Annotated in this window: 16 protein-coding genes; 10 read left to right on the forward strand and 6 right to left on the reverse strand. The window is 68.9% G+C overall.

The window, feature by feature from the left end; all coding sequences use genetic code 11:
- Position 1: 1 nt before the first annotated feature.
- Complete coding sequence (locus MFF22_RS18210; protein ID WP_238250532.1) at positions 2 to 463, forward strand: response regulator; 462 nt, start codon at positions 2 to 4, stop codon at positions 461 to 463.
- Positions 460 to 2,187 (forward strand): response regulator, encoded by a 1,728-nt coding sequence (locus MFF22_RS18215; RefSeq protein ID WP_238250533.1) that lies wholly within the window; start codon positions 460 to 462, stop codon positions 2,185 to 2,187. The genes MFF22_RS18210 and MFF22_RS18215 overlap by 4 nt, the downstream gene beginning before the upstream one ends.
- 196 nt (positions 2,188 to 2,383) lie before the next feature.
- On the opposite strand, the gene MFF22_RS18220 is transcribed toward MFF22_RS18215, so the two are convergent.
- Complete coding sequence (locus MFF22_RS18220) at positions 2,384 to 3,013, reverse strand: sugar transferase (RefSeq protein WP_283206191.1); 630 nt, start codon at positions 3,011 to 3,013, stop codon at positions 2,384 to 2,386.
- Positions 3,014 to 3,303: 290 nt separating this feature from the next.
- On the opposite strand from MFF22_RS18220, the gene MFF22_RS18225 reads away from it, so the two are divergent.
- Positions 3,304 to 3,729 carry a UCP034077 family protein gene (locus tag MFF22_RS18225; RefSeq protein WP_238250534.1) on the forward strand — a complete coding sequence of 142 codons (426 nt, stop codon included), beginning with the start codon at positions 3,304 to 3,306 and terminating at the stop codon, positions 3,727 to 3,729.
- Between the two features lie 12 nt (positions 3,730 to 3,741).
- On the opposite strand, the gene araD1 is transcribed toward MFF22_RS18225, so the two are convergent.
- The gene (gene araD1, locus MFF22_RS18230) at positions 3,742 to 4,722 is read right to left on the reverse strand and encodes an AraD1 family protein (RefSeq protein WP_238250535.1); all 981 of its coding nucleotides are present in this window, start codon (positions 4,720 to 4,722) and stop codon (positions 3,742 to 3,744) included.
- A 296-nt stretch (positions 4,723 to 5,018) separates the two neighbouring features.
- On the opposite strand from araD1, the gene MFF22_RS18235 reads away from it, so the two are divergent.
- On the forward strand, positions 5,019 to 5,759 hold the full coding sequence (locus MFF22_RS18235; RefSeq protein ID WP_238250536.1) for a FadR/GntR family transcriptional regulator: 741 nt from the start codon (positions 5,019 to 5,021) through the stop codon (positions 5,757 to 5,759).
- Between the two features lie 57 nt (positions 5,760 to 5,816).
- Here the strand turns inward: MFF22_RS18235 and MFF22_RS18240 are convergent, their stop codons facing one another.
- The 3 genes from MFF22_RS18240 to MFF22_RS18250 all read right to left on the reverse strand — a co-directional run bounded on the left by MFF22_RS18240 (position 5,817) and on the right by MFF22_RS18250 (position 9,393).
- On the reverse strand, positions 5,817 to 7,505 hold the full coding sequence (locus MFF22_RS18240) for a methyl-accepting chemotaxis protein (RefSeq protein ID WP_238250537.1): 1,689 nt from the start codon (positions 7,503 to 7,505) through the stop codon (positions 5,817 to 5,819).
- A 198-nt stretch (positions 7,506 to 7,703) separates the two neighbouring features.
- Positions 7,704 to 8,867 carry a mandelate racemase/muconate lactonizing enzyme family protein gene (locus tag MFF22_RS18245; protein WP_238250539.1) on the reverse strand — a complete coding sequence of 388 codons (1,164 nt, stop codon included), beginning with the start codon at positions 8,865 to 8,867 and terminating at the stop codon, positions 7,704 to 7,706.
- 283 nt (positions 8,868 to 9,150) lie between these two features.
- Positions 9,151 to 9,393 carry a hypothetical protein gene (locus tag MFF22_RS18250; protein ID WP_238250540.1) on the reverse strand — a complete coding sequence of 81 codons (243 nt, stop codon included), beginning with the start codon at positions 9,391 to 9,393 and terminating at the stop codon, positions 9,151 to 9,153.
- 470 nt (positions 9,394 to 9,863) lie between these two features.
- Between MFF22_RS18250 and MFF22_RS18255 the strand changes: the two genes are divergently transcribed.
- Both MFF22_RS18255 and MFF22_RS18260 read left to right on the forward strand, forming a co-directional pair.
- Positions 9,864 to 10,298 carry a GlcG/HbpS family heme-binding protein gene (locus MFF22_RS18255; RefSeq protein WP_238250541.1) on the forward strand — a complete coding sequence of 145 codons (435 nt, stop codon included), beginning with the start codon at positions 9,864 to 9,866 and terminating at the stop codon, positions 10,296 to 10,298.
- A gap of 84 nt (positions 10,299 to 10,382) precedes the next feature.
- Complete coding sequence (locus MFF22_RS18260) at positions 10,383 to 10,682, forward strand: hypothetical protein (protein WP_306424685.1); 300 nt, start codon at positions 10,383 to 10,385, stop codon at positions 10,680 to 10,682.
- An 8-nt stretch (positions 10,683 to 10,690) separates the two neighbouring features.
- Here MFF22_RS18260 and MFF22_RS18265 read toward each other — a convergent pair whose 3' ends face one another.
- Positions 10,691 to 11,959 carry an MFS transporter gene (locus tag MFF22_RS18265; protein ID WP_238250543.1) on the reverse strand — a complete coding sequence of 423 codons (1,269 nt, stop codon included), beginning with the start codon at positions 11,957 to 11,959 and terminating at the stop codon, positions 10,691 to 10,693.
- Positions 11,960 to 12,351: 392 nt separating this feature from the next.
- Between MFF22_RS18265 and oxlT the strand changes: the two genes are divergently transcribed.
- From oxlT to MFF22_RS18285, 4 genes are all read left to right on the forward strand, one after another.
- Complete coding sequence (gene oxlT / locus MFF22_RS18270) at positions 12,352 to 13,656, forward strand: oxalate/formate MFS antiporter (protein WP_238250544.1); 1,305 nt, start codon at positions 12,352 to 12,354, stop codon at positions 13,654 to 13,656.
- 121 nt (positions 13,657 to 13,777) lie between these two features.
- Entirely contained in the window at positions 13,778 to 14,785 is a 1,008-nt protein-coding gene (locus MFF22_RS18275; protein WP_238250546.1) for a 2-dehydropantoate 2-reductase, read from the forward strand.
- A gap of 34 nt (positions 14,786 to 14,819) precedes the next feature.
- Positions 14,820 to 16,352, forward strand: a complete 1,533-nt coding sequence (locus tag MFF22_RS18280; protein ID WP_238250548.1) for an acyl--CoA ligase — start codon at positions 14,820 to 14,822, stop codon at positions 16,350 to 16,352.
- Between the two features lie 144 nt (positions 16,353 to 16,496).
- Positions 16,497 to 19,769 carry a PAS domain-containing hybrid sensor histidine kinase/response regulator gene (locus tag MFF22_RS18285; RefSeq protein ID WP_238250550.1) on the forward strand — a complete coding sequence of 1,091 codons (3,273 nt, stop codon included), beginning with the start codon at positions 16,497 to 16,499 and terminating at the stop codon, positions 19,767 to 19,769.
- Positions 19,770 to 19,777 lie beyond the last annotated feature (8 nt).

The raw sequence follows: 19,777 nt of genomic DNA on the forward strand, positions 1-19,777 counted from the left end.
TATGGCCAAACTGAAGCCGATCCTCTTGGTCGAGGACAATCCGAACGACGTCGAACTGACCCTGGCCGCCCTGGAATCGAGCCAGCTCGCCAACGAGATCGTCATCTGCCGCGATGGGGCAGAGGCCCTCGACTTCATCTACCGGCGGGGGACGCACGAGAAGCGCCAAGCCCAGGACCCGGCGGTCGTCCTCCTCGACCTCAAGCTGCCGAAGGTCGATGGGCTGGAAGTGCTCGCCAAGATCAAGGGCGATCCCGCCACCCGCAGCGTCCCCGTGGTGATGCTGACCTCGTCGCGGGAGGAGACCGACGTGGTGAGATCCTATAATCTCGGGGTCAACGCCTTCGTGGTGAAGCCCGTCGCCTTCGACGAGTTCTTTGCGGCGATCAAGGAGATCGGCGTGTTCTGGGCCCTTCTGAACGAGCCGCCGCCACACAGGGGAGGCTGGCCATCAAACGCGTGATCGGAGCCTCCGCTGGTCCCCTGCGCATCCTCCACCTGGAGGACAGCGACCTGGATGCCGAGCTGATCGAGGCCGAACTGGACAATCTCGGCCATCCCGTGGTGATCGAGCGGGTCATCACCCGCGACGGGTTCGCCGCCGCAGCCGTGGCCGGGCGCCACGACATCATCCTGGCCGATTACGTGCTGCCGACCTTCGACGGCGTCAGCGCCCTGGGCATCGCCCGGCAGCAGTGCCCGGACACACCCTTCATCTTCTGCTCGGGGACGCTCGGCGAGGAGGTCGCCGTCGAGGCGCTCAAGAACGGCGCGACCGACTACGTCACCAAGCAGCGCCTCGACCGCATGTGCCGCACCATCGTCCGGGCCCTGGCGGAGGCGCGGGCCCGGGAGGACAAACGCGCGGCCGAGGCCGCCCTCAAGGCCCTGAACGACACGCTGGAAACGCGCATCGCCGAGCGGACCCGCGAACTCGCCGAGGCCAACGCCGCCCTCGAGGCGCAGATCACGGAGCGCGAACGGGCCGAGGATGCCTTGCGCCTCGTGCAGCGGCTGGACGCCGTCGGGCAGCTGACGAGCGGCGTTGCCCACGACTTCAACAACCTGCTGACGGTGATCGCCGGCAACATCGAGTTCCTGGAGCGCGCCGTCACGGACGAGCGCTCCCGGCGCCGCCTCGACATGATGCGCGGGGCGGCCGCCCGCGGCGCCGACCTGACGGCGCAGCTCCTCGCCTTCTCCCGTCGCCAGCGCCTCGCCCCGACGCCGGTCAGCCTCAACCGGACGGTCGTGTCCATGCGCGATCTGCTGCAGAGCTCCATCGGTGGCGCGATCCGGATCGAGACGACCCTCCAGCAGGACCTGTGGCCGGCCCTGGTCGATGCCACGCAGATCGAGCTCGTCATCCTCAACCTCGCCATCAACGCCAGGGATGCGATGGCGGTGGGCGGCCGGCTGACCATCGAGACCGCCAACGTCATCGTCACGGTGAATCCGACGCGGCCCGAGCAGCCCCAGCCGGGCGAGTACGTGATGATCTCCGTGAGCGATACGGGGACGGGCATGACGCCGGATGTCATGTCCCGGGTGTTCGAGCCCTTCTTCACCACCAAGGAGACCGGGAAGGGCTCTGGCCTAGGGCTGGCTCAGGTCTACGGCTTCGTGAAGCAATCGGGCGGCGGCGTCCGCATCGATACGGTCCTGGGCGAAGGGACTTCGATCAAGGTCTACCTGCCGCGGGTCGAGGGCGCCGTCGCGGCGCTGCCCGAGTCTGGTCCGGTGGTCGAGGGCATCCGCGGCTATGCCCCGGGGCGGGAACCGGTCCTCCTGGTCGTGGACGACGATGCCGGCGTGCGCGAGGTCACCGTGACCCGGCTGTCCGAGGCGGGCTACACCGTCCACGAGGCGGCCTCCGGCCTTCAGGCCCTGGCCTTCCTCGAGGCCGAGCCTAACGTCGATCTCGTGGTGCTCGACTTCGCGATGCCGGGCATGAACGGCGCGGAGGTCGCCACCGAGATCCGCAAGCGGTGGCCGGCCGTTCCGATCCTGTTCGTCACGGGCTTTGCCGAGACCGCGGCCCTGGATCGGGCCGGCGTCACCGGGGCGGACGCCATCGTGCTGAAGCCGTTCCGGGACGGCGAACTCGAGCGCAAGGTCAGCGCCGCCCTCGCGTCTCCGGTCGCCGCCGGCCTGCGCCTCGTGTCCGACCGCAGCCGGCAAGGCTGAGCGGTCGGGGCACCCTCGGCGGTTCTCGGGTGACAGGAGGTTTCTCCGCCATCGACGGCCCCCGCATCGTCATTGCGAGCGAAGCGGAGCACTCGTGGGTTGCGCCACATCCGGTCAGGTTCCGCTGCCCTGGATTGCTCCGCTCTACTCGCAAAGACGGGACACGCGGCCTCATCCGCATGTCCCGGACCATGCTCTACCGGCTGCCTCGCTGGGCGAGGACGGCGGGGATGGTGCGCAGGATGATGTCGATGTCCCGGCGCAGGCTCCAGCGGCCGGCATAGTCGAGGTCCAGCGCGACGCGCTCGGCATAGCTCGTGTCGGAGCGGCCCGAGACCTGCCACAGCCCCGTCAGTCCCGGCGGCACCGAGAAGCAGGTTGTCAGGGCCGATCCGTAGCGGGTCTTCTCCGCCTCGACGATCGGGCGCGGTCCCACGAGGCTCATCTCGCCCTTCAGGATGTTCCAGAGCTGGGGCAATTCATCGATCGAGGTCTTGCGCAGGACGTGCCCGATGGCCGTCACCCGCGGATCGTCGGTCAGCTTATGCGTCTCGTCCCACTCGGCCTGCGCCCGGGGATTCGTGGCGAGGTGAGCGGCCAGGACGGCATCTCCGTTCGCCACCATCGAGCGGAACTTGAGGCAGCCGAAGAGGCGCCCATTCCGTCCGAGGCGGTTGTGCTTGAAGATCGGCGGCTTTCCATCCGTCGCCCAGATGGCCGCGGCGACCAGGACCAGGAGGGGCAGCAGGAGGAACAGGGCCGTTGCGGCCACGCTGACGTCGAGCCCGCGCTTGGCCGTCCATGACAGTTGCGACGGCTTCGGCACGCGTGAGGTTTCCGCGTCTGAGAAAAGGGCGACCGAAGACACCGGGTCCGAACCGGTTTTCATCATTGCGTGGGGCCTCCACTGAGTTCGGAGCAAGCGTTCGCAAACGCAGGGCTGCGCCGGGCACACGGTTGCCATGGGCACAGGCCGCCGAAACGACTTATCAACCAAAACCGATCCCGCTGAATTCCGGTCAAATTTGCCGCAGGTGCGAACTGGATCTCCTGGCCGGGTGCCATCGGGCCAATCTCGCGATAGATTTGGACGACAGGTCCGAGGGGAAATTCGTCGTGTCCGACCGGCTCGCCACGCTCATCCTGTCGGCTGCCTTCTCTGCGGTGCTGACGTCTCCCGCTCATTCCCAGGCGGCACCGGTCAAGAACTGGGCCGACTTCCACCGGGCGATGGCGGCGTGCTGGACGGTGCCGCCGGGGACGGAGGGATCGGTGATCGCCTACCGGTTCGGCCTCGACAAGACGGGCGCCATCCGCGGCAAGCCCCTGACCACCGCTCGCCGGCTCACCGGCGACCGGGATGCGCAGAGGCATTACGAGGAGGCTGCATCGGCCGCCCTGAGCCACTGCTTCCCGATCGCGGTCACGCCCTCCTTCGGGGCGATCCTCGGCGAAAGCCCGATTTACCTTCGCTTCGTCAACACGGCGCCGACGGCGGCCTACCAGATCAACAACAACGTGACCGTCTTCGCACCCCAGTGAGGGGCGCCGCCGTCAGAGGCACCTCACCGCCACGCCGGAGGCGGGCGCTATCGCCAGGGGGTTGCGCAACGGCAGCAGGAAAGGCTCCGCGGCGATCTCGAACACGTCCCCCGGCCGGGTCGCGATCCCCTCGCTGAAGGACAGGGTGGCGGTGCCGAAGAAGTGGACGTGGACGTCCCCCGGGCTGCGGTGGCCCGGATACTTGAAGTGGTGGTGCTCCAGGTTGGCGATACTGTGGGACATGTTGGCCTCCCCCGACAGGAAGGGGCGTTCCCACAGGACGGCACCGTCGCGCAGGATGCGGCTCGTGCCGCGCACGTCCGCCGGCAGGGGGCCGACGCGGAGTTCGGGCCCCACGGCCGCCGGGCGCAGCTTCGAATGGGCGAGCCACAGGTAGTTGCCGCGCTCGGTGACGTGGTCGGAGAACTCGTTGGCCAGGGCGAAGCCGAGGCGCACGGGCGACCCGTCCCGGTCGATCAGATAGATCCCGGCAATCTCCGGTTCCTCGCCGCCGTCGAGGGCGAAGGCCGGGGAGGTGAGGGGCGCATCCGGGCCGACGAGATTGCTCCCGTCGCCCTTGTAGAACCATTCGGGCTGGACCCCCGTCTCCCCCGGGGCCGGCTTGCCGCCTTCGACGCCCAAGCGGAACATCTTCATCGAATCGGTGGGCGCGGGATCGGCCATCGCTTTCCGGTGCATCTGGTCCCGCCCCTCGGCGGAGCCGAGATGGGTGAGGCCGGTTCCCGTCAGGAGGAGATGCGCGGGGTCCTCGTGGTCGATGGGCGGGAGAAGCCTCACCGTGCCGAGGTCGAGGGGTGAGCCCGTCCCCGCGGCGGCCACCGCGGCGTCGAGGGTCAGCCCCTCCGCCAGCGCCCGCCTCGCGAGGTCGAGGACGCTGGGCGCCTCAGGCACGGTGCGAGCGCCGTCAGGCCCGAGGACGGCGACCCCGCGACGGCCCTCCGCCCCGGCATATTGGACGAGCGACAATCCCATCGTGCCCCCTCCCGGCGCGGCCGTCCGGCCATAAGTGCCAAAGCCGCAATTAACTCATACAAATCGGTAGCCGAATGGCCAATCCCCCGCAAGCGGTCGGGCCAGGGCGCGCAGGCCAAGCTCGTCCTTGCGCTGGTCGGCGTTGCAGCTTAGGCCGGACGCGACTGCCCTTACCTTCCGGGCGGGGTTCAAGCACTTCCCGCCATCTCCGGATCGAGGGAAATGCTTGGTTTTATTGTCTTGCCGCATTTTCCGATGCCGAATCGGCGGAGAATGCTCTTGATCGGAGCAGGCGCGTGGGGCGCGACAGCGGTCGCGAGGACATCAACCTTCCGCTGGCCTCTGCCGGGCGGCGGATCCACGGCTCCGTGGCGCGCGCCCTCGGCGTCGCGATCCTGGCCGGCCGCCACGCGCCGGGGGATGTCCTGCCGGGGGAGATCGAGTTCGCCGAGCAACTCGGCGTGTCCCGCACCGCCTACCGCGAGGCGATCCGGATCCTCAGCGCGAAGGGTCTTGTGGAAAGCCGCCCGAAGACCGGGACGCGGGTGAGCGCGCGGAAACGCTGGAACCTCCTCGACCCCGACATCCTGGCCTGGGCCTTTGAAGGCGAGCCGAGCGAGGCGCTGATCCGGGACCTGTTCGAACTCAGGATGATCGTCGAGCCCGCCGCCGCCGCCCTCGCCGCCGAGCGCCGTTCGATCCAGGATCTCGCGCGGATGGGCCACGCCCTGGACGAGATGGCCCGGCACGGCCTCGCCACGGAGGTGGGCCGGGCGGCCGACCAGACCTTCCACAACGTGATCCTGGAAGCGGCCCGCAACGGTCCGCTCTTGTCCCTGTCGAGCTCCATCGCGGCGGCCGTGACCTGGACCACGATCTTCAAGCAACGGGGCCATGCCCAACCCCGGGACCCGATGCCCGACCATCGGGCCCTCTACGACACGATCGTGGCCGGCGATCCGGAGGCGGCGCGGGCGGCGATGACTGAACTCGTGCGCCTCGCCCTGGCGGATACCGAGCCGCTCATCGCACCCTGACGCGCCTGTCCCGGTCCAAGGGTCGCGCGGGAAGGGTTTTCGGGTCCGAACGACCGGTCAGGTCTCCCTGATGCCGTCCAGGAAGCGGGCGACCTCGTCGCGCAGATGGTCCGATTGCCGGGTCAGCTCGGAGGCGGCGCCGAGCACTTGGCCGGCCGCGCTGCCGGTCATCGCGGCCGCCTCCGCCACGCCGGAAATGTTGTGGGTGACCTCGCCCGTTCCCGCCGCGGCCTGGGCGACGTTGCGCACGATCTCCTGGGTCGCCGCCCCCTGCTGCTCGATGGCGGCGGCGATGGTGGCCGTCACTCCGCTCATCTCGCGGACCCGCGCGGTGATGCCGGTGATTGCCATCACGGCCTGCCCGGTCGAGGCTTGGATCCGGGCGATCAGGCTGGAGATCTCCTCGGTGGCCTGGGCGGTCTGGCTGGCCAGTTCCTTCACCTCGTTTGCCACGACGGCGAAGCCGCGTCCCGCCTCGCCGGCCCGGGCGGCCTCGATGGTTGCGTTCAGGGCGAGCAGGTTGGTCTGGCCGGCGATGGTCGAGATCAACTTGACGACGTCTCCGATCCGGGCGACGGCGCCGCTCAGTTCCTGTACCAGGACCCCGGTCTCGTCTGCCTCTGTTACGGCGGTCTGGGCGACGCTGGCCGAACCGCCGACCTGCCGGCCGATCTCCTTCACCGTGGTGCCGAGCTCCTCCGCGGCGGCGGCGACGGTCTGCACGTTAGTGGCCGCCTCCTCCGCGGCGGCGGCGACGGTCGTGGATTGGCTCGCCGTCTGCGTCGCCGTCGCAGTCATGGCCTGCGCCGTGGTCTGAAGCTCCGTTGCGGATACGGACACCTTCTCTACGATTTCGCCGACGGCGCCTTCGAACGCATCGGCCATCCGATGCATCGCCGCCTTGCGCTCGACCGCCGCCGCCTCCCGCGCCTCGGCCGTCTCGGCCTCCAGGGCGCGCATGCGGATCAGGGCGGTCTTGAAGACCTGGACGGCGTCCGCGATCTGGCCGAACTCGGTCCTGCGGCCCCGGCCGGGGATCTCCGCCGAGAGATCCCCCGCCGCCAGCGCCTGCATCGGCAGGATCACCGACCGGCATCGCTCGGAGACGACCCGGACGATGAGGCCCGCAAGACCGATCGCCGCCAGGACCGCGACGATGCCGGATCCCACGGCGATGTCGCGCGTCAGGAGATAGGTCGCCTCGGCCCGGTCCCGGGCCCCGTTCGCCGAGTCCTTCACGAATGTGTAGAGCGCCTTCGAATCCTCGAGGGCTTTCTTGCGATGGGGGGTGACGTCCGTATCGACGATGTTCCGCGCCTTCTCGACACCAGCGGTATGAATCACCTCGATCAGCTTCTGAACCCTACCCACGAAGTTGGACCAGTTCTTCTCGAAAGAGGCGAGGGTGCGCGCCTCCGCTGCCGTCTTGGGGAATTCACGATACTTGGCCGCCAATTTCGCAATCTTAGATCCGCGTTCGGCCAACTCCTCCTCGGTGTCCTTCAGCAACTGCGGATCGCCCGCGTTGTTGATGAGGCGGAAGAGGCTGATTGTGTAGCGACCCGACATGTCGTTGATCTCGCCGATGACCTGCGTCTTCGGGATATCGCGGGTCAGGGTTGCGACCAGTTGGGCGTTGAGTTCGAGCCCGCCCCTGACAGCCACCGCCGTGATGGCCGCCAGGAACAGAGCGAGGAGCGCAAATGCCGCAAACAACAGCGTCTTTATAGTTGTATTCGCAAGCATAGCGCAAGTTCCAATGGTTGCTATGGTTTGCAAATAACATCGCATGCGCCACTTGACGCGAAGTAAATCGTTTAGTCGCCCGCTTGTCACAACAACTAGAGATGGAATGTGCGAAAATACTGCGCGGAGATTGGCTTATTGGGTGCGTTGTCGGCCACCAGCCTTCGCACCCAAGATTTTTCAAAGGAAGGCAGTCAGTTACTCCGCCAGATCACGCATGACCTTGATGAGGTCGGACTTGCCCTCGAAGCCGATGCCCGGCAACTCGGGCATGGTGATGTATCCCCCCTCGACCCGCACACCGTCGGGAAAGCCGCCATAGGGCTGGAACAGGTCGGGATAGCTCTCGTTGCCGCCGAGGCCGAGGCCGGCAGCGATGTTGAGGGACATCTGGTGCCCGCCATGGGGGATGCAGCGGGATGGCGACCAGCCGAACTGCTGCAGCACGTCGAGGGTGCGCAGGTACTCCACGAGGCCGTAGGAGAGGGCGCAGTCGAACTGCAGCCAGTCCCGGTCCGGCCGCATGCCGCCGTAGCGCAGCAGATTGCGGGCATCCTGGTGGGAGAACAGGTTCTCGCCGGTGGCCATCGGGCCGGGATAGAACTCCGACAGGGCGGCCTGGAGGGCATAGTCGAGGGGGTCGCCCACCTCCTCGTACCAGAAGAGCGGGTATTGGCGGAGCATCCGGGCGTAGGCGATCCCGGTCTCGAGGTCGAAGCGTCCGTTGGCGTCCACGGCGAGTTGCGCCTGCGAGCCGATCTCCTCCAGCACGGCCTCGATCCGCCGCCGGTCCTCGTCGATCGGGGCGCCGCCGATCTTCATCTTCACGACCGTATAGCCCCGGTCGAGGTAGCCGCGCATTTCGGCCCGCAGGGCGCCGTCATCCTTGCCGGGATAATAGTAGCCGCCGGCGGCGTAGACGAAGACCCTGGGATCGGCGGTGCGGCCCTTCCGCTCCGCCAGCAGCCGGAAGAGGGGCTTGCCGGCGATCTTGGCCGTCGCATCCCAGATGGCCATGTCGAGGGTGCCCACCGCCACCGAGCGCTCGCCGTGGCCTCCGGGCTTCTCGTTGGCCATCATCGCAGCCCACAGTTTGTGCGGGCACAGGTTGTCGCCGGTCTCGTCGAGGACGCCCTGCGGATCCGCCTGCAGGATCCGGTCCCTGAACCGCTCGCGGATGAGCCCGCCCTGGCCGTATCGGCCGTTCGAGTTGAACCCGTAGCCGACCACCCGGCGCCCGTCGCGCTCCACGTCGGTGACCACGGCCACGAGGCTCGCGGTCATCTTCGAGAAGTCGATGTAGGCGTTGCGGATGGGCGACGAGATCGGCTTGGTGACCTCGCAGACGTCGACGATGCGCATGGGCTTCCCGGATCGGAAGGGGCCGGGGGCACGGTGCCCGCCGGGCATGCGCGTTTGTAGGCGGTTTTCGGTCAGGCCCGCTACGCAAAACGCGCAGGCCCGGCTCCCGCCGAAGCCCGGCCGAAACGATCGCCTTCACTTGCCCTGATTCCGGATGGAGGGAAGCAATCCAGAGATGCGCCACGGTGTGAAACGGGCCAGCCCTGACGGCTCCGCCGTCTTTTCATGGGCGCATCCGGGCCAAAGGCCCGTCGCGCCCGTCTGAAACGTGCAGGTCTGGCCCTCAGGAGGCCGGCAGGACCGAGGATTCGATCATCCGCTGCACCATCGCCTCCCGCCGTGCCTGGGCGAGGACGAGGCGGGCCGCCTTGCGGGCGTTGGCGGCGCGCTGGGCACTGCCCGGCCAGCCGTCACGCAGGGCACGGATCGCCAGCTTGCGAAACCAATTCGCGTTGGCGCGGGCTATGGCACGACGCTCGGCGAATCCGTTCGCCAGGGACGGCGCTGCCTCGACGAGGCTCGACATGACGGGTGTTCTCCTCACGCATCCGCACCCGGCTTCGCGCTCGGTCATCCGACTCGGGGGAATACGCTATAGGCATGCTATACGACAGGAACCGCACAAACGAAAGCGCCAATTTCCAACTAAGTAATCGCTTCCGGGAAAACGATTCGCTTGAGCGACCTCCTTCGAGCGCCAGGCCAACTTGCTTTACGAGTATGGTAAAGGTCGCCGTATCGTTGGATACCGGATTTATGTACTATCTGAGGAGATAAGAAGCGTCTCGACGCATGCAAGTGCCCGTGCAGGTCTGAGTTCCGGCCCCGGCTCCGGAGGAATCGATCGCCATGAATCTTGCGCCGCGGGCCACTCAGCGACGTCTGGCCGGACGGTTATTGAGCCGACTTCAAGCTCTCGATCCGGTGGCGGCGCGCATTGAGTCGGCCGGGCCCGTCCGATAAGCCTCAAGCTTCTCATCCAGGCAGGAGAGCGCCATGCACGTCACGATCGAACAGGCCCTGACGGCAATCATGGCTGCCGAGGCCAAGGCCAAGGAACTCGGCACCCAGATGTGCATCGCCGTCGTCGATTCCGGCGGCAACCTGAAGGCGTTCCACCGCATGGACGATGCCTGGGTCGGCTCCATCGACATCGCGCAGAAGAAGGCCAAGACGGCGGTGTTCTTCGGCATGATGACCGGGCAGATCGGGCAGCTGTCGCAGCCCGGCGGCCCGCTCTACGGGATCGAGCATTCCAACGACGGGCTGATCACCTTCCCCGGCGGCATCCCCATCGTCGATTCCGAAGGGGTGATGTCCGGGGCGATCGGCGTCAGCGGCTCGACGGTGGAGAACGACCATACCGTCGCGGAGGCCGGCGCCCGGTCTATCGGCGAGACGGAGCTGCCCGCCCACCCCTGGCGCACCTGAGCCGTTCGGGCGTTTGCGCTGGATCAAGGCATCCGGCGCCGGGCCGCAGCAGGATCGGCTCCGCTTCGAAGGCGGAGGCGATCCATGCGTGAATACCTCGTGATGTTCCACAAGGTCGTGCCAGACGCGGCCGGATACGACCGGCGCATCCTCCAGCGGCGGACCGTCGTCTCCGCCCGCTCGGAGGTCTCCGCCGCCTACGCGGCCAAGGCGATGTTCAGCGAGGCGGCCGGCATCGCCGACTGGCGGATGCGGGCCGACACCTGCGAGGTGGTCGAGTTGCCGGCAAGCTGGCGGGATAAGGCCCCTCTGGCCCCTCCGGCTGCAGCGCCCGCCCGGTGGCCGGCGCCGCGGATGGCGGCGGACTTCGCCGCCTCCGCGTGAGGGCCTCCCTACCGGGCGGGGCTGATCCGCGGGAGGAACGCCGCCAGCAGGCCGATGGCCGGCAGGAAGGCGCAGAGGCGGTAGACGAAGTCGATGCTGGTGTGGTCCGCGACCTCCCCGAGCACCGCCGCCCCCAGGCCGCCCATGCCGAAGGACAGGCCGAAGAACAGGCCGCCGACGAGCCCGACCCGGCCGGGCAGTAATTCCTGGGCGTAGACGAGGATCGCCGGCATGGCCGAGGCCAGGATCATGCCGATCGGGACCGTCAGCGCGATGGTGGCCGGCAGGTTGGCGTAGGGCAGGGCCAGGGTGAAGGGCAGCACGCCGAGGATCGAGCCCCAGATCACGGCCTTCCGGCCGATCCGGTCGCCCACCGGTCCGCCCACCAGGGTGCCCGTGGCGACGGAGCCAAGGAAGACGAACAGGCAGAGCTGCGAGGTCTGCACCGACACGTGGAACCGGTCGATCAGGTAAAACGTGTAGTATGAGTTGAAGCTCGCCATGTAGAAGAACTTCGAGAAGATCAGCACGATCAGGATGCCGATCGTGGCGACGACCTTCCCCCGGGCGAGCCGCTGCGCCGTCCCGGCACCTTTGGCACCCCGCCGGCCGGACGCCGCCAGCCGGGCCCGGTACCAGCGCCCGACCCAGGCCAGCACGCCGATCCCCGCGAGGGCCGCAAGGGAAAACCAGATGACGCTGTGCTGCCCGTTCGGCACCACGATGAACGCGGCGAGCAGCGGCCCGAGGGCCTGGCCGGTATTGCCGCCCACCTGGAACACGGACTGCGCGAGGCCGTAACGGCCGCCGGAGGCCGCCCGCGCCATCCGGGACGATTCCGGGTGGAACACCGAGGAGCCCATGCCCACAAGGCCGGCGGCGATCAGCAGCACGCCGTAGGACCATGCGCTGGCGAGCAATACGATACCCAACAGGGAACAGGTCATCCCCACCGTGAGGGAGAACGGGCTCGGGCGCTTGTCGGTGTAGTATCCCACCACCGGCTGAAGCAGCGACGAGGTGAGCTGGAAGGTGAGGGTGATGATTCCGATCTGCCCGAAATCCAGGGCAAAGCTCTGCTTCAGGAGCGGATAGATCGCCGGGACGAGGGACTGGATCAGGTCGTTGAGGAGGTGCGACAGGCTGAGTGCCGCCAGGACGCCGTAGGTCGTCGTCTCGACGCGGGCCGGGGAGGGCGGTGCGACGGGCGAGGCCCCATCGACCGCGGCGACCGGCGCGGTGGCCAGTAGCGCGTCATCGCTCCCGTGCGCGTCCATCTCGTGTGCTTCCTTTTGGTGCCCAAACCCCCGTGCGCGCGCCTTATGCGCTCAACGCCCTAAGAACGGAACAAGAAGCGCGACAAGGCAGCGTTGCGGGCAGGGCCGAACGGCGTCGAGGGTCGGCAACGGCGGGTTTGGCGGCAGATGTGTCGTCGCGGGCGATCGTTTGCGCTCACAGGACATCTGACGGCGGAGGCACGGCGGAGCGGTCCGCCCGTTGCTGCACTGCCCACATTCGTGCTGCATTGCCGTTCAAATTTTTTCTCGGTGCAGCAAAATATTTTGCCGCTCTACAAGCGATGATCGGTACGTCTGGCATATTGTATCGCTTATTTACTGCATTAAAACCTTGGCGCTCAGAAGAATTCCTGCCGAGGAGCGCGCCTTACATGGCCATGCCAGCCGCAGATCCCACGCCGGGCCAGGCCGCCGTTGCCGGGGTGCGGGCGCCCGCCGTCGGCCGCTGGGGCCAACTCGCCCTCGGCGTCCTATGCATGTCGATGATCGCGAACATGCAGTACGGCTGGACCTTGTTCGTGAACCCGATCAACGACAAGTTCCAGTGGGGCAAGCCGGCGATCCAGGTCGCCTTCACGATCTTCGTCCTGACCGAGACATGGCTCGTGCCGATCGAGGGATGGTTCGTGGACCGCTACGGCCCGCGGGTGGTGACGCTGATCGGCGGCGCCTTCTGCGCGCTGGGCTGGACCCTCAACGCCTACGCCGAATCCCTCGCCATGCTCTATCTCGCGGCGGCCATCGGCGGCATCGGCGCGGGGGCGGTCTATGGCACCTGCGTCGGCAACGCCCTCAAGTGGTTTCCGGACCGGCGCGGGCTCGCGGCCGGCCTGACGGCGGCGGGATTCGGCGCGGGCTCGGCCCTCACCGTCGTGCCGATCGCCGCGATGATCCGCGACAGCGGATACGAACACACCTTTCTCGTCTTCGGCCTCGGCCAGGGCCTCGTGGTGATGATCGCCTCGCAGATCCTCTCCGCACCCGACGCCGGTTACAACGACCGGATGCTCGCCGGCCGTCCCGCGGCCAACGTGGTCACCCGGCGGCAATACGCCCCGTCCGAGATGGTCCGCACGCCGGTCTTCTGGCTGATGTACCTGATGTTCGTGCTGATGGCCGCGGGCGGCCTGATGGCCACGGCCTCCCTCGCCCCCATCGCCAGGGACTTCAAGGTGGACGGCGTGCCGGTCTCGATCCTCGGCCTGACCCTTCCGGCCCTGACCTTCGCCCTCACCATCGACCGGGTGCTGAACGGCGTCACGCGGCCGTTCTTCGGGTGGGTCTCCGACCGGATCGGGCGGGAGAACACGATGGTGCTGGCCTTCGCCATCGAGGGTTTCGGCATCCTGGCGCTGGGCCTGCTGGCCCACAGCCCCTTCGCCTTCGTCCTGCTCACCGGCCTCGTGTTCTTCGCCTGGGGCGAGATCTACTCCCTGTTCCCCTCGACCTGCGCCGACACCTACGGCAGCCGCTCGGCCACGGCGAATTCCGGGCTGCTCTATACGGCCAAGGGCACCGCATCGCTGTTGCTGCCGGTCTTCCTGCTGATCCAGACGCAGACCGGGAGCTGGCAGGCGGTGTTCTACGTCGCCTCCGGCATGGCCTTCCTGGCCGCCTTCCTGGCCCTGTTCGTCCTGAAGCCCATGCGGGCACGGTTCCTGGCGCGGAGCCAGTGAGGGCACGGAGCCAGGAGGGGGGAGGCGGCGTTTCCGCTGGCTAGCGGGACGGCGCTCCCATTAAAGTCGACCGAACCCGCTGCAACGCGGAACCCGAACCCTGCTCGGAAGTCGAAGGCCCATGAGTATCGCGATCGTCGGCGCCGGTGCCATCGGCGGCTATCTCGGCGTGAAGCTGGCGGAGGCCGGCGAGGACGTCACCTTTATCGCCCGCTCCAACGCGGAGGCCATCGCCCGCGACGGACTGCGCTTGATCGAGGAGGATGGCACCGAGCTCCACGCTCGCAACGTAAAGGCCACCCGCTCGATGCAGGAGGCCGGCCGCCACGATATCGTGCTCCTCACGGTGAAGGCCCATCAGGTCGGCCCGATCGCCGCCGACCTCGGAGCCCTGATCGGCCCGGACACCACCGTGGTGACGATGCAGAACGGCATCCCGTGGTGGTACTTCACCGGCGGGCACGGCGGCCAGTACGAGGGTACGCAGCTCGAGACCGCCGATCCGGGCGGCCTCATCGCGCAGCACCTCGACCCCCGCCGGGTCGTGGGTTCCGTGGTCTACCCGGCTGCGGTGCTCACCGATCCCGGCACGGTCAAGGTCATCGAGGGCAACCGCTTCGGCCTCGGCGAGCTCGACGGCTCCCGGTCGGAGCGGGTGCTCGACATCTCCCAGCGCCTGACCAAGGCCGGCTTCAAGGCGCCCGTCACCTCCGACATCCGGGCCGAGATCTGGCTGAAGCTCTGGGGCAACCTCAGCTTCAACCCGATCTCCGCGCTCAGCCACGCGACGCTGGAGGATATCTGCCGCTTCCCCGACACGAGGGCGCTCGCCACGGCGATGATGAAGGAGGCCGAGACGATCGCGAACGCGCTGGGGATCACCTTCCGGGTCGGCATCGACCGGCGGATCGCCGGGGCTGAGAAGGTCGGCGCGCACAAGACCTCCATGCTGCAGGACGTAGAGGCCGGCCGCCCCATCGAGCTGGAGGCCCTCGTGGGCTCGGTGATCGAGCTGGGCCGCCTCGTGGGTGTGGCGACCCCGCATATCGACAGCGTCTACGCGCTGATGCGTCTTCTCGCCCAGAGCCTGGAGCGGGCGAACGGCCGGCTGGCCATCGCCTCCGCCTGACCTTCCTGTGAACTCGCCATCCGAGGAGGCCGACTTGGCCGCACCCGCCACCACCCTCCGTGACCTCATCGCCGCGGGCGCCGACGATGCCCCCGCCCTCACGAGCCCGGGGGGCATGCCGCTGACCTTCGGCCGGCTGCGTTCGATCGTCGAACGGACGGTGGCGGATCTGAACGCCCAGGGCGTCGGCCGGGGCGAGCGGGTTGCCATCGTGTTGCCGAACGGGCCGGAGATGGCCGCTGCCTTCATGGCGGTGGGAGCGGGCACCACCTCGGCACCCCTGAACCCGGCCTACAAGGCGGAGGAGTTCGAGTTCTACCTCACCGACCTCCGGGCGAAGCTCCTCATCGTGGCCGAGGGCAGCGACTCCCCGGCTGTCGCCGTCGCGGAGAAGCTCGGCATGGGCGTCGCGCGCCTCAAGCCGACGCCTGAGGAGGGCGCGGGCAGCTTCACCCTGTCCTTCGCCGGGGGCGCGGGCGAGGCGCCGGCCCAGGCCGGCTTCGCGGAGACGGGGGACGTCGCCCTCGTGTTGCACACCTCCGGAACGACCTCGCGGCCGAAGATCGTGCCCCTCAGCCAGGGCAACGTCTGCGCCTCGGCCCGGCACATCCGCACGAGCCTCGCGTTCACCGCGGAGGACCGCGGCCTGAACATCATGCCCCTGTTCCACATCCACGGGCTGATCGCCGGCATCCTGGCGCCGCTCTCGGCTGGCGGCCAGGTCTGCTGCACGCCGGGCTTCAATGCCCTCAAGTTCTTCTCTTGGATGGAGGAGGCCAAGCCCACTTGGTACACGGGCGTGCCGACCATGCATCAGGCGATCCTCGGACGGGCGGCACGCAACCGCGAGATCATCGCGGCGACGCCGCTGCGCTTCATCCGCTCGTCTTCGGCCTCCCTGCCGCCGCAGGTGCTGCGCGAGCTTGAGGAGACCTTCGGCGCCCCCGTGATCGAGGCCTACGGCATGACCGAGGCCGCCCACCAGATGGCCTCGAACCCCCTTCCGCCGATGAAGAACCGCCCCGGCTCGGTGGGCATCTCCGCCGGGCCCGAGATCGCGGTGGTCGGCTCCGACGGCGAGCCCCTGCCCGTGGGCGAGACCGGCGAGATCGTCATTCGCGGCCCGAACGTCATGGCGGGCTATGAGAACAATGAGAAGGCCAATGCCGAGGCCTTCACCCGCCAGGGCTGGTTCCGCACCGGCGATCAGGGCGTGCTCTCGCCGGACGGCTTCCTGACCATCACCGGGCGGCTCAAGGAGATCATCAACCGCGGCGGCGAGAAGATCAGCCCCCGTGAGGTGGACGAGATCCTCCTCGACCACCCCGCCGTGCTGCAATGCGTGACCTTCGCCCTGCCCCACGACAAGCTCGGTGAGGAGGTCGCCGCGGCGATCGTCCTGCGCGAGGGGACCTCCGCCGAGGAGAAGGAGATCCGCGGCTTCGCCTCCGAACGGCTCGCGCCGTTCAAGGTCCCCGCCCGCATCGTCATTCTCCCCGAGATCCCCCGGGGCGCCACCGGCAAGCTGCAGCGGATCGGGCTGGCGCAGAAGCTCGGCCTGGCCTGAGGCAGGCGGCCGGATCCTGCGCCGGGTGAGACTAATCTCTCGTCGTCTAACATGAAGTAAGAAACAATTATGGATCGCGTGCCCTCACTCGGCCGAGTGGTGCGCTAAGATCGGGGCACCTTCCGTTCCGACGAGATCGTGCCCTTGGACCGTGCGGCCCACGTCCCGCCACAGCCGACCATCCCGCGTTGCCATGGCGGGGCGGTCCTCGACACGGCCTGCACCGTCGCCCGCACGATGCTGGCCGCCCCGGCGGCCTTCGCGGTCCTCGATCAGGCGGACGGGCTCTGCCTCGACGGGCTGAGCGGGATCGACCATGCCGGGGCGAGCCTCATCGCCCAGTCGCCTGAATTCCGCATCGGTCTCGCCCGCTCGGGGGAGGCCGCCCTGGTGAAGGGGCTTCCCGGGTTCGCCTTCTGCGCCTGCGCGCCCCTCCACGGGGGCGATGGCGGCTGGATCGGGGCCCTGTGCGTGATCGACCCGGCGGAGCGCCCCGGACCCGACGAGGCCGCCTGGGGTCGCCTCGCGGAGGCGGCGCAGCTCGCCTCCGGTGCCCTGCGTGCCCAGCAGGCCGAACGCCGGCTCGCCCACAGCGAGGCCCGGCATGCCCATGCCCAGGCCGCCCGCCGCATCGCCGAGGAGACGGCCTCGTTCGGGCATTGGCGCCTCGATGTGGCGACGCGCACCCTGGCGTGGTCGGCGGGCATCGCAGCGATCTTCGGCCGCAACGCCCTGCTCGAGCCGGTGCCCCTCGAGACCCATTGCGGCTTCTATCACCCCGACGACCGCGACGATGTCCGGGGCCGGATGATGCTCGCCCTCGAAGGGCGCGGCCGGCTCCCCCGGGGTGGGTACGAGCATCGCTCCCGCGTTGTGAGGCCGGACGGGGAGATCCGCCATGTCGGCGTCCGCGGGATCGACGAGCGCGATTCCGCCGGCCGCCTCGTGGCGATCCACGGGGTCTGCCTCGACCTCACCGACCGGGCCCGGTCCGAGAAGGCCCTGGAGGAGGCGGGCGGCCTCCTGCGCGAGACCGAGCGCCGCTACCGCCTGCTCGCCGAGCATGCCAGCGACATCATCGTCTTCAGCGACCTCGACACGACACGCCGCTACGTCTCGCCCGCGGTGACCCCCATCCTCGGCTATGATCCGGCGGAGCTGACCGGAACGCGGCCCCTCGAGTTCGTCCACCCCGACGACATGCCGATTTTCGACGGCGCCGTGGAAGCCCTGTGCCGCGACGGCCGGACGCCGGCGCCGACCGTGTTGCGCTACCGCCATCGGGACGGTCACTGGGTCTGGCTGGAACTGGCCTTCGCCCTGGTGCGCGAGCCCGGGAGCGGGGAGCCGGAAGGCTATGTCATCACCCTCCGCGACGTGAGCGCCCGGGTGGCGGCGGAGGAGACGGCCCGGAGGGGTGCGGCGGAGGATTGGGCCGATGCCGAGGCGCGGCTGCAGGCGATGCAGGCGCAAACCGACTTCACGACGGCGGCGAGCGCGGCCATCCTGGCCCAGCTCGCCGAAGGGGTGATCGTCACCGACGAGGGCGGCAGGATCACCCTGGTGAATGCCGCTGCGGCGGCGATCCACGGCGTCTCGCGCCTCGATATCGAACCCGGCGCCTACAGCGACACCTATCACCTGTTCACGGAAGACGGGGAGCCGTACCCACCCCTCGACCTTCCCCTCGCCAGAGCGGTGCGGGGCGAGACCGTGCGGGATGCCCGCTGGCGGATCCGTCGGCCGGACGGGGCCGAGGTGATCGCCGTCGGCAACGCCCAACCCCTGTGGGGCGCCGACGGCGGCCGGATCGGCGCCGTCCTCACGGTGCGGGACGATACCGCCCGGGATGCCGCCGAGGGCGCGCTGCGCACCCTGAACGCCACCCTCGCCCAGAGGGTGACCGAGCGCACCCGCGAGGCCGAGGCGGCCCGGGAACTGGCCGAAGCCGGGAGCCGTGCCAAGTCGGAGTTCCTGGCCTCCATGAGCCATGAGATCCGCACGCCCCTCAACGGGATCATCGGCTACGCGGACCTGCTCCTCGACGAGGAGGGGATCGGCGGCCGCCTGCGCCAGTATGCCGAGCGCATCCGCTCGGCCGGCGCCGCCCTGCTGACCGTGGTCAACGACGTTCTTGACGTCTCGCGGATCGAGGCCGGGCAGATCGAGATCGCCTGCCGACCCTTCGCGCCTGCGATCCTCATCGACAACACCCTGTCGATCGTCCGGGGCCTCGCGGAGGCCAAGGGTCTCGCCCTCGGTGTCTCCCTCGACGACGCCATGCCGGACTGGCTGAGCGGCGACGAGGACCGGTTGCGGCAGGTGCTCCTCAACCTCCTCAACAACGCCATCAAGTTCACGCCGTCCGGGCGGGTCGATCTCACCGTTGCCGTAACTGGCACGCGGGACGACACGGTCGGGATCGAGTTCCGGGTGAGCGACACCGGTATCGGCATACCGGCGGACAAGCACGACCGCCTGTTCCGTCGCTTCAGCCAAGTGGACGGTTCCTACCGGCGCGCGCATGACGGGGCCGGCCTCGGGCTGTCGATCTGCAAGAGCCTCGTGGAGCTGATGGGGGGCGCCGTCAGCGTCGACAGCGCCGAAGGGCAGGGCTCGACCTTCCGCTTCACCGTCGCCCTGCCCCGCGCCGGGGTCCCCGCGGCGGCCGCCCGCGATCCGGGCGACCGCCAGGCCCGCCGGCCCCGCCGGCTGCTCCTGGCCGAGGACGTCCCCCTGAACCAGGAACTCGCCTGCGCGATCCTGGAGGGGGCGGGCCACGTGGTGGATGTCGTACCCGACGGCGCCGCGGCGGTCCGGGCCGTGGAAACCGGCGTCTACGACCTCGTGCTCATGGACGTGCAGATGCCGGTGATGGACGGCGTCAGCGCGACCCGTCAGATCCGCGCCCTCGACGGTCCGGCGTCGCGGGTGCCGGTCGTTGCGCTGACGGCCAACGTGCTGCCCCAGCAGGTGGCCGAGTTCCGGGAGGCCGGGATGGTCGGCCATGTTGGAAAGCCCTTCGGCCGCGCCGACCTCCTCGACACCATCGACCGGTGTACCGGGGAGGGCGTAGCCTGCGTGCCGTCCCGGCCGGTGCCGGAGGCCGCGGCCCTCGACGCCATTGCCGACGTGGTGGGCCGCGAAAAGGTGCAGGACCTGCTCGAATCCCTCGCCAGGGAACTCGACGCACGCTTCGGCACCGCCGCCGCGCCGCAGCCCCGGGACGGTGTCGCCCAGGACGCCCACGCCATGATCGCCGCCGCGTCCATGCTCGGCTTTTCCGACCTGGCCCGCCTGTGCCGGGATGTGGAAGCGGTGTGCCGCTCGGGCCGGGACTTTGCCCCGGCCCTTGCGGATCTGAGGCGCCACTGCGCCGCCATCATCACCGAGATCGGCCTCGGGCACGCGGCCTAGGCGCCCCC

This window comes from Methylobacterium persicinum, assembly GCF_022179525.1.
Taxonomy (GTDB): Bacteria; Pseudomonadota; Alphaproteobacteria; order Rhizobiales; family Beijerinckiaceae; genus Methylobacterium; species Methylobacterium persicinum.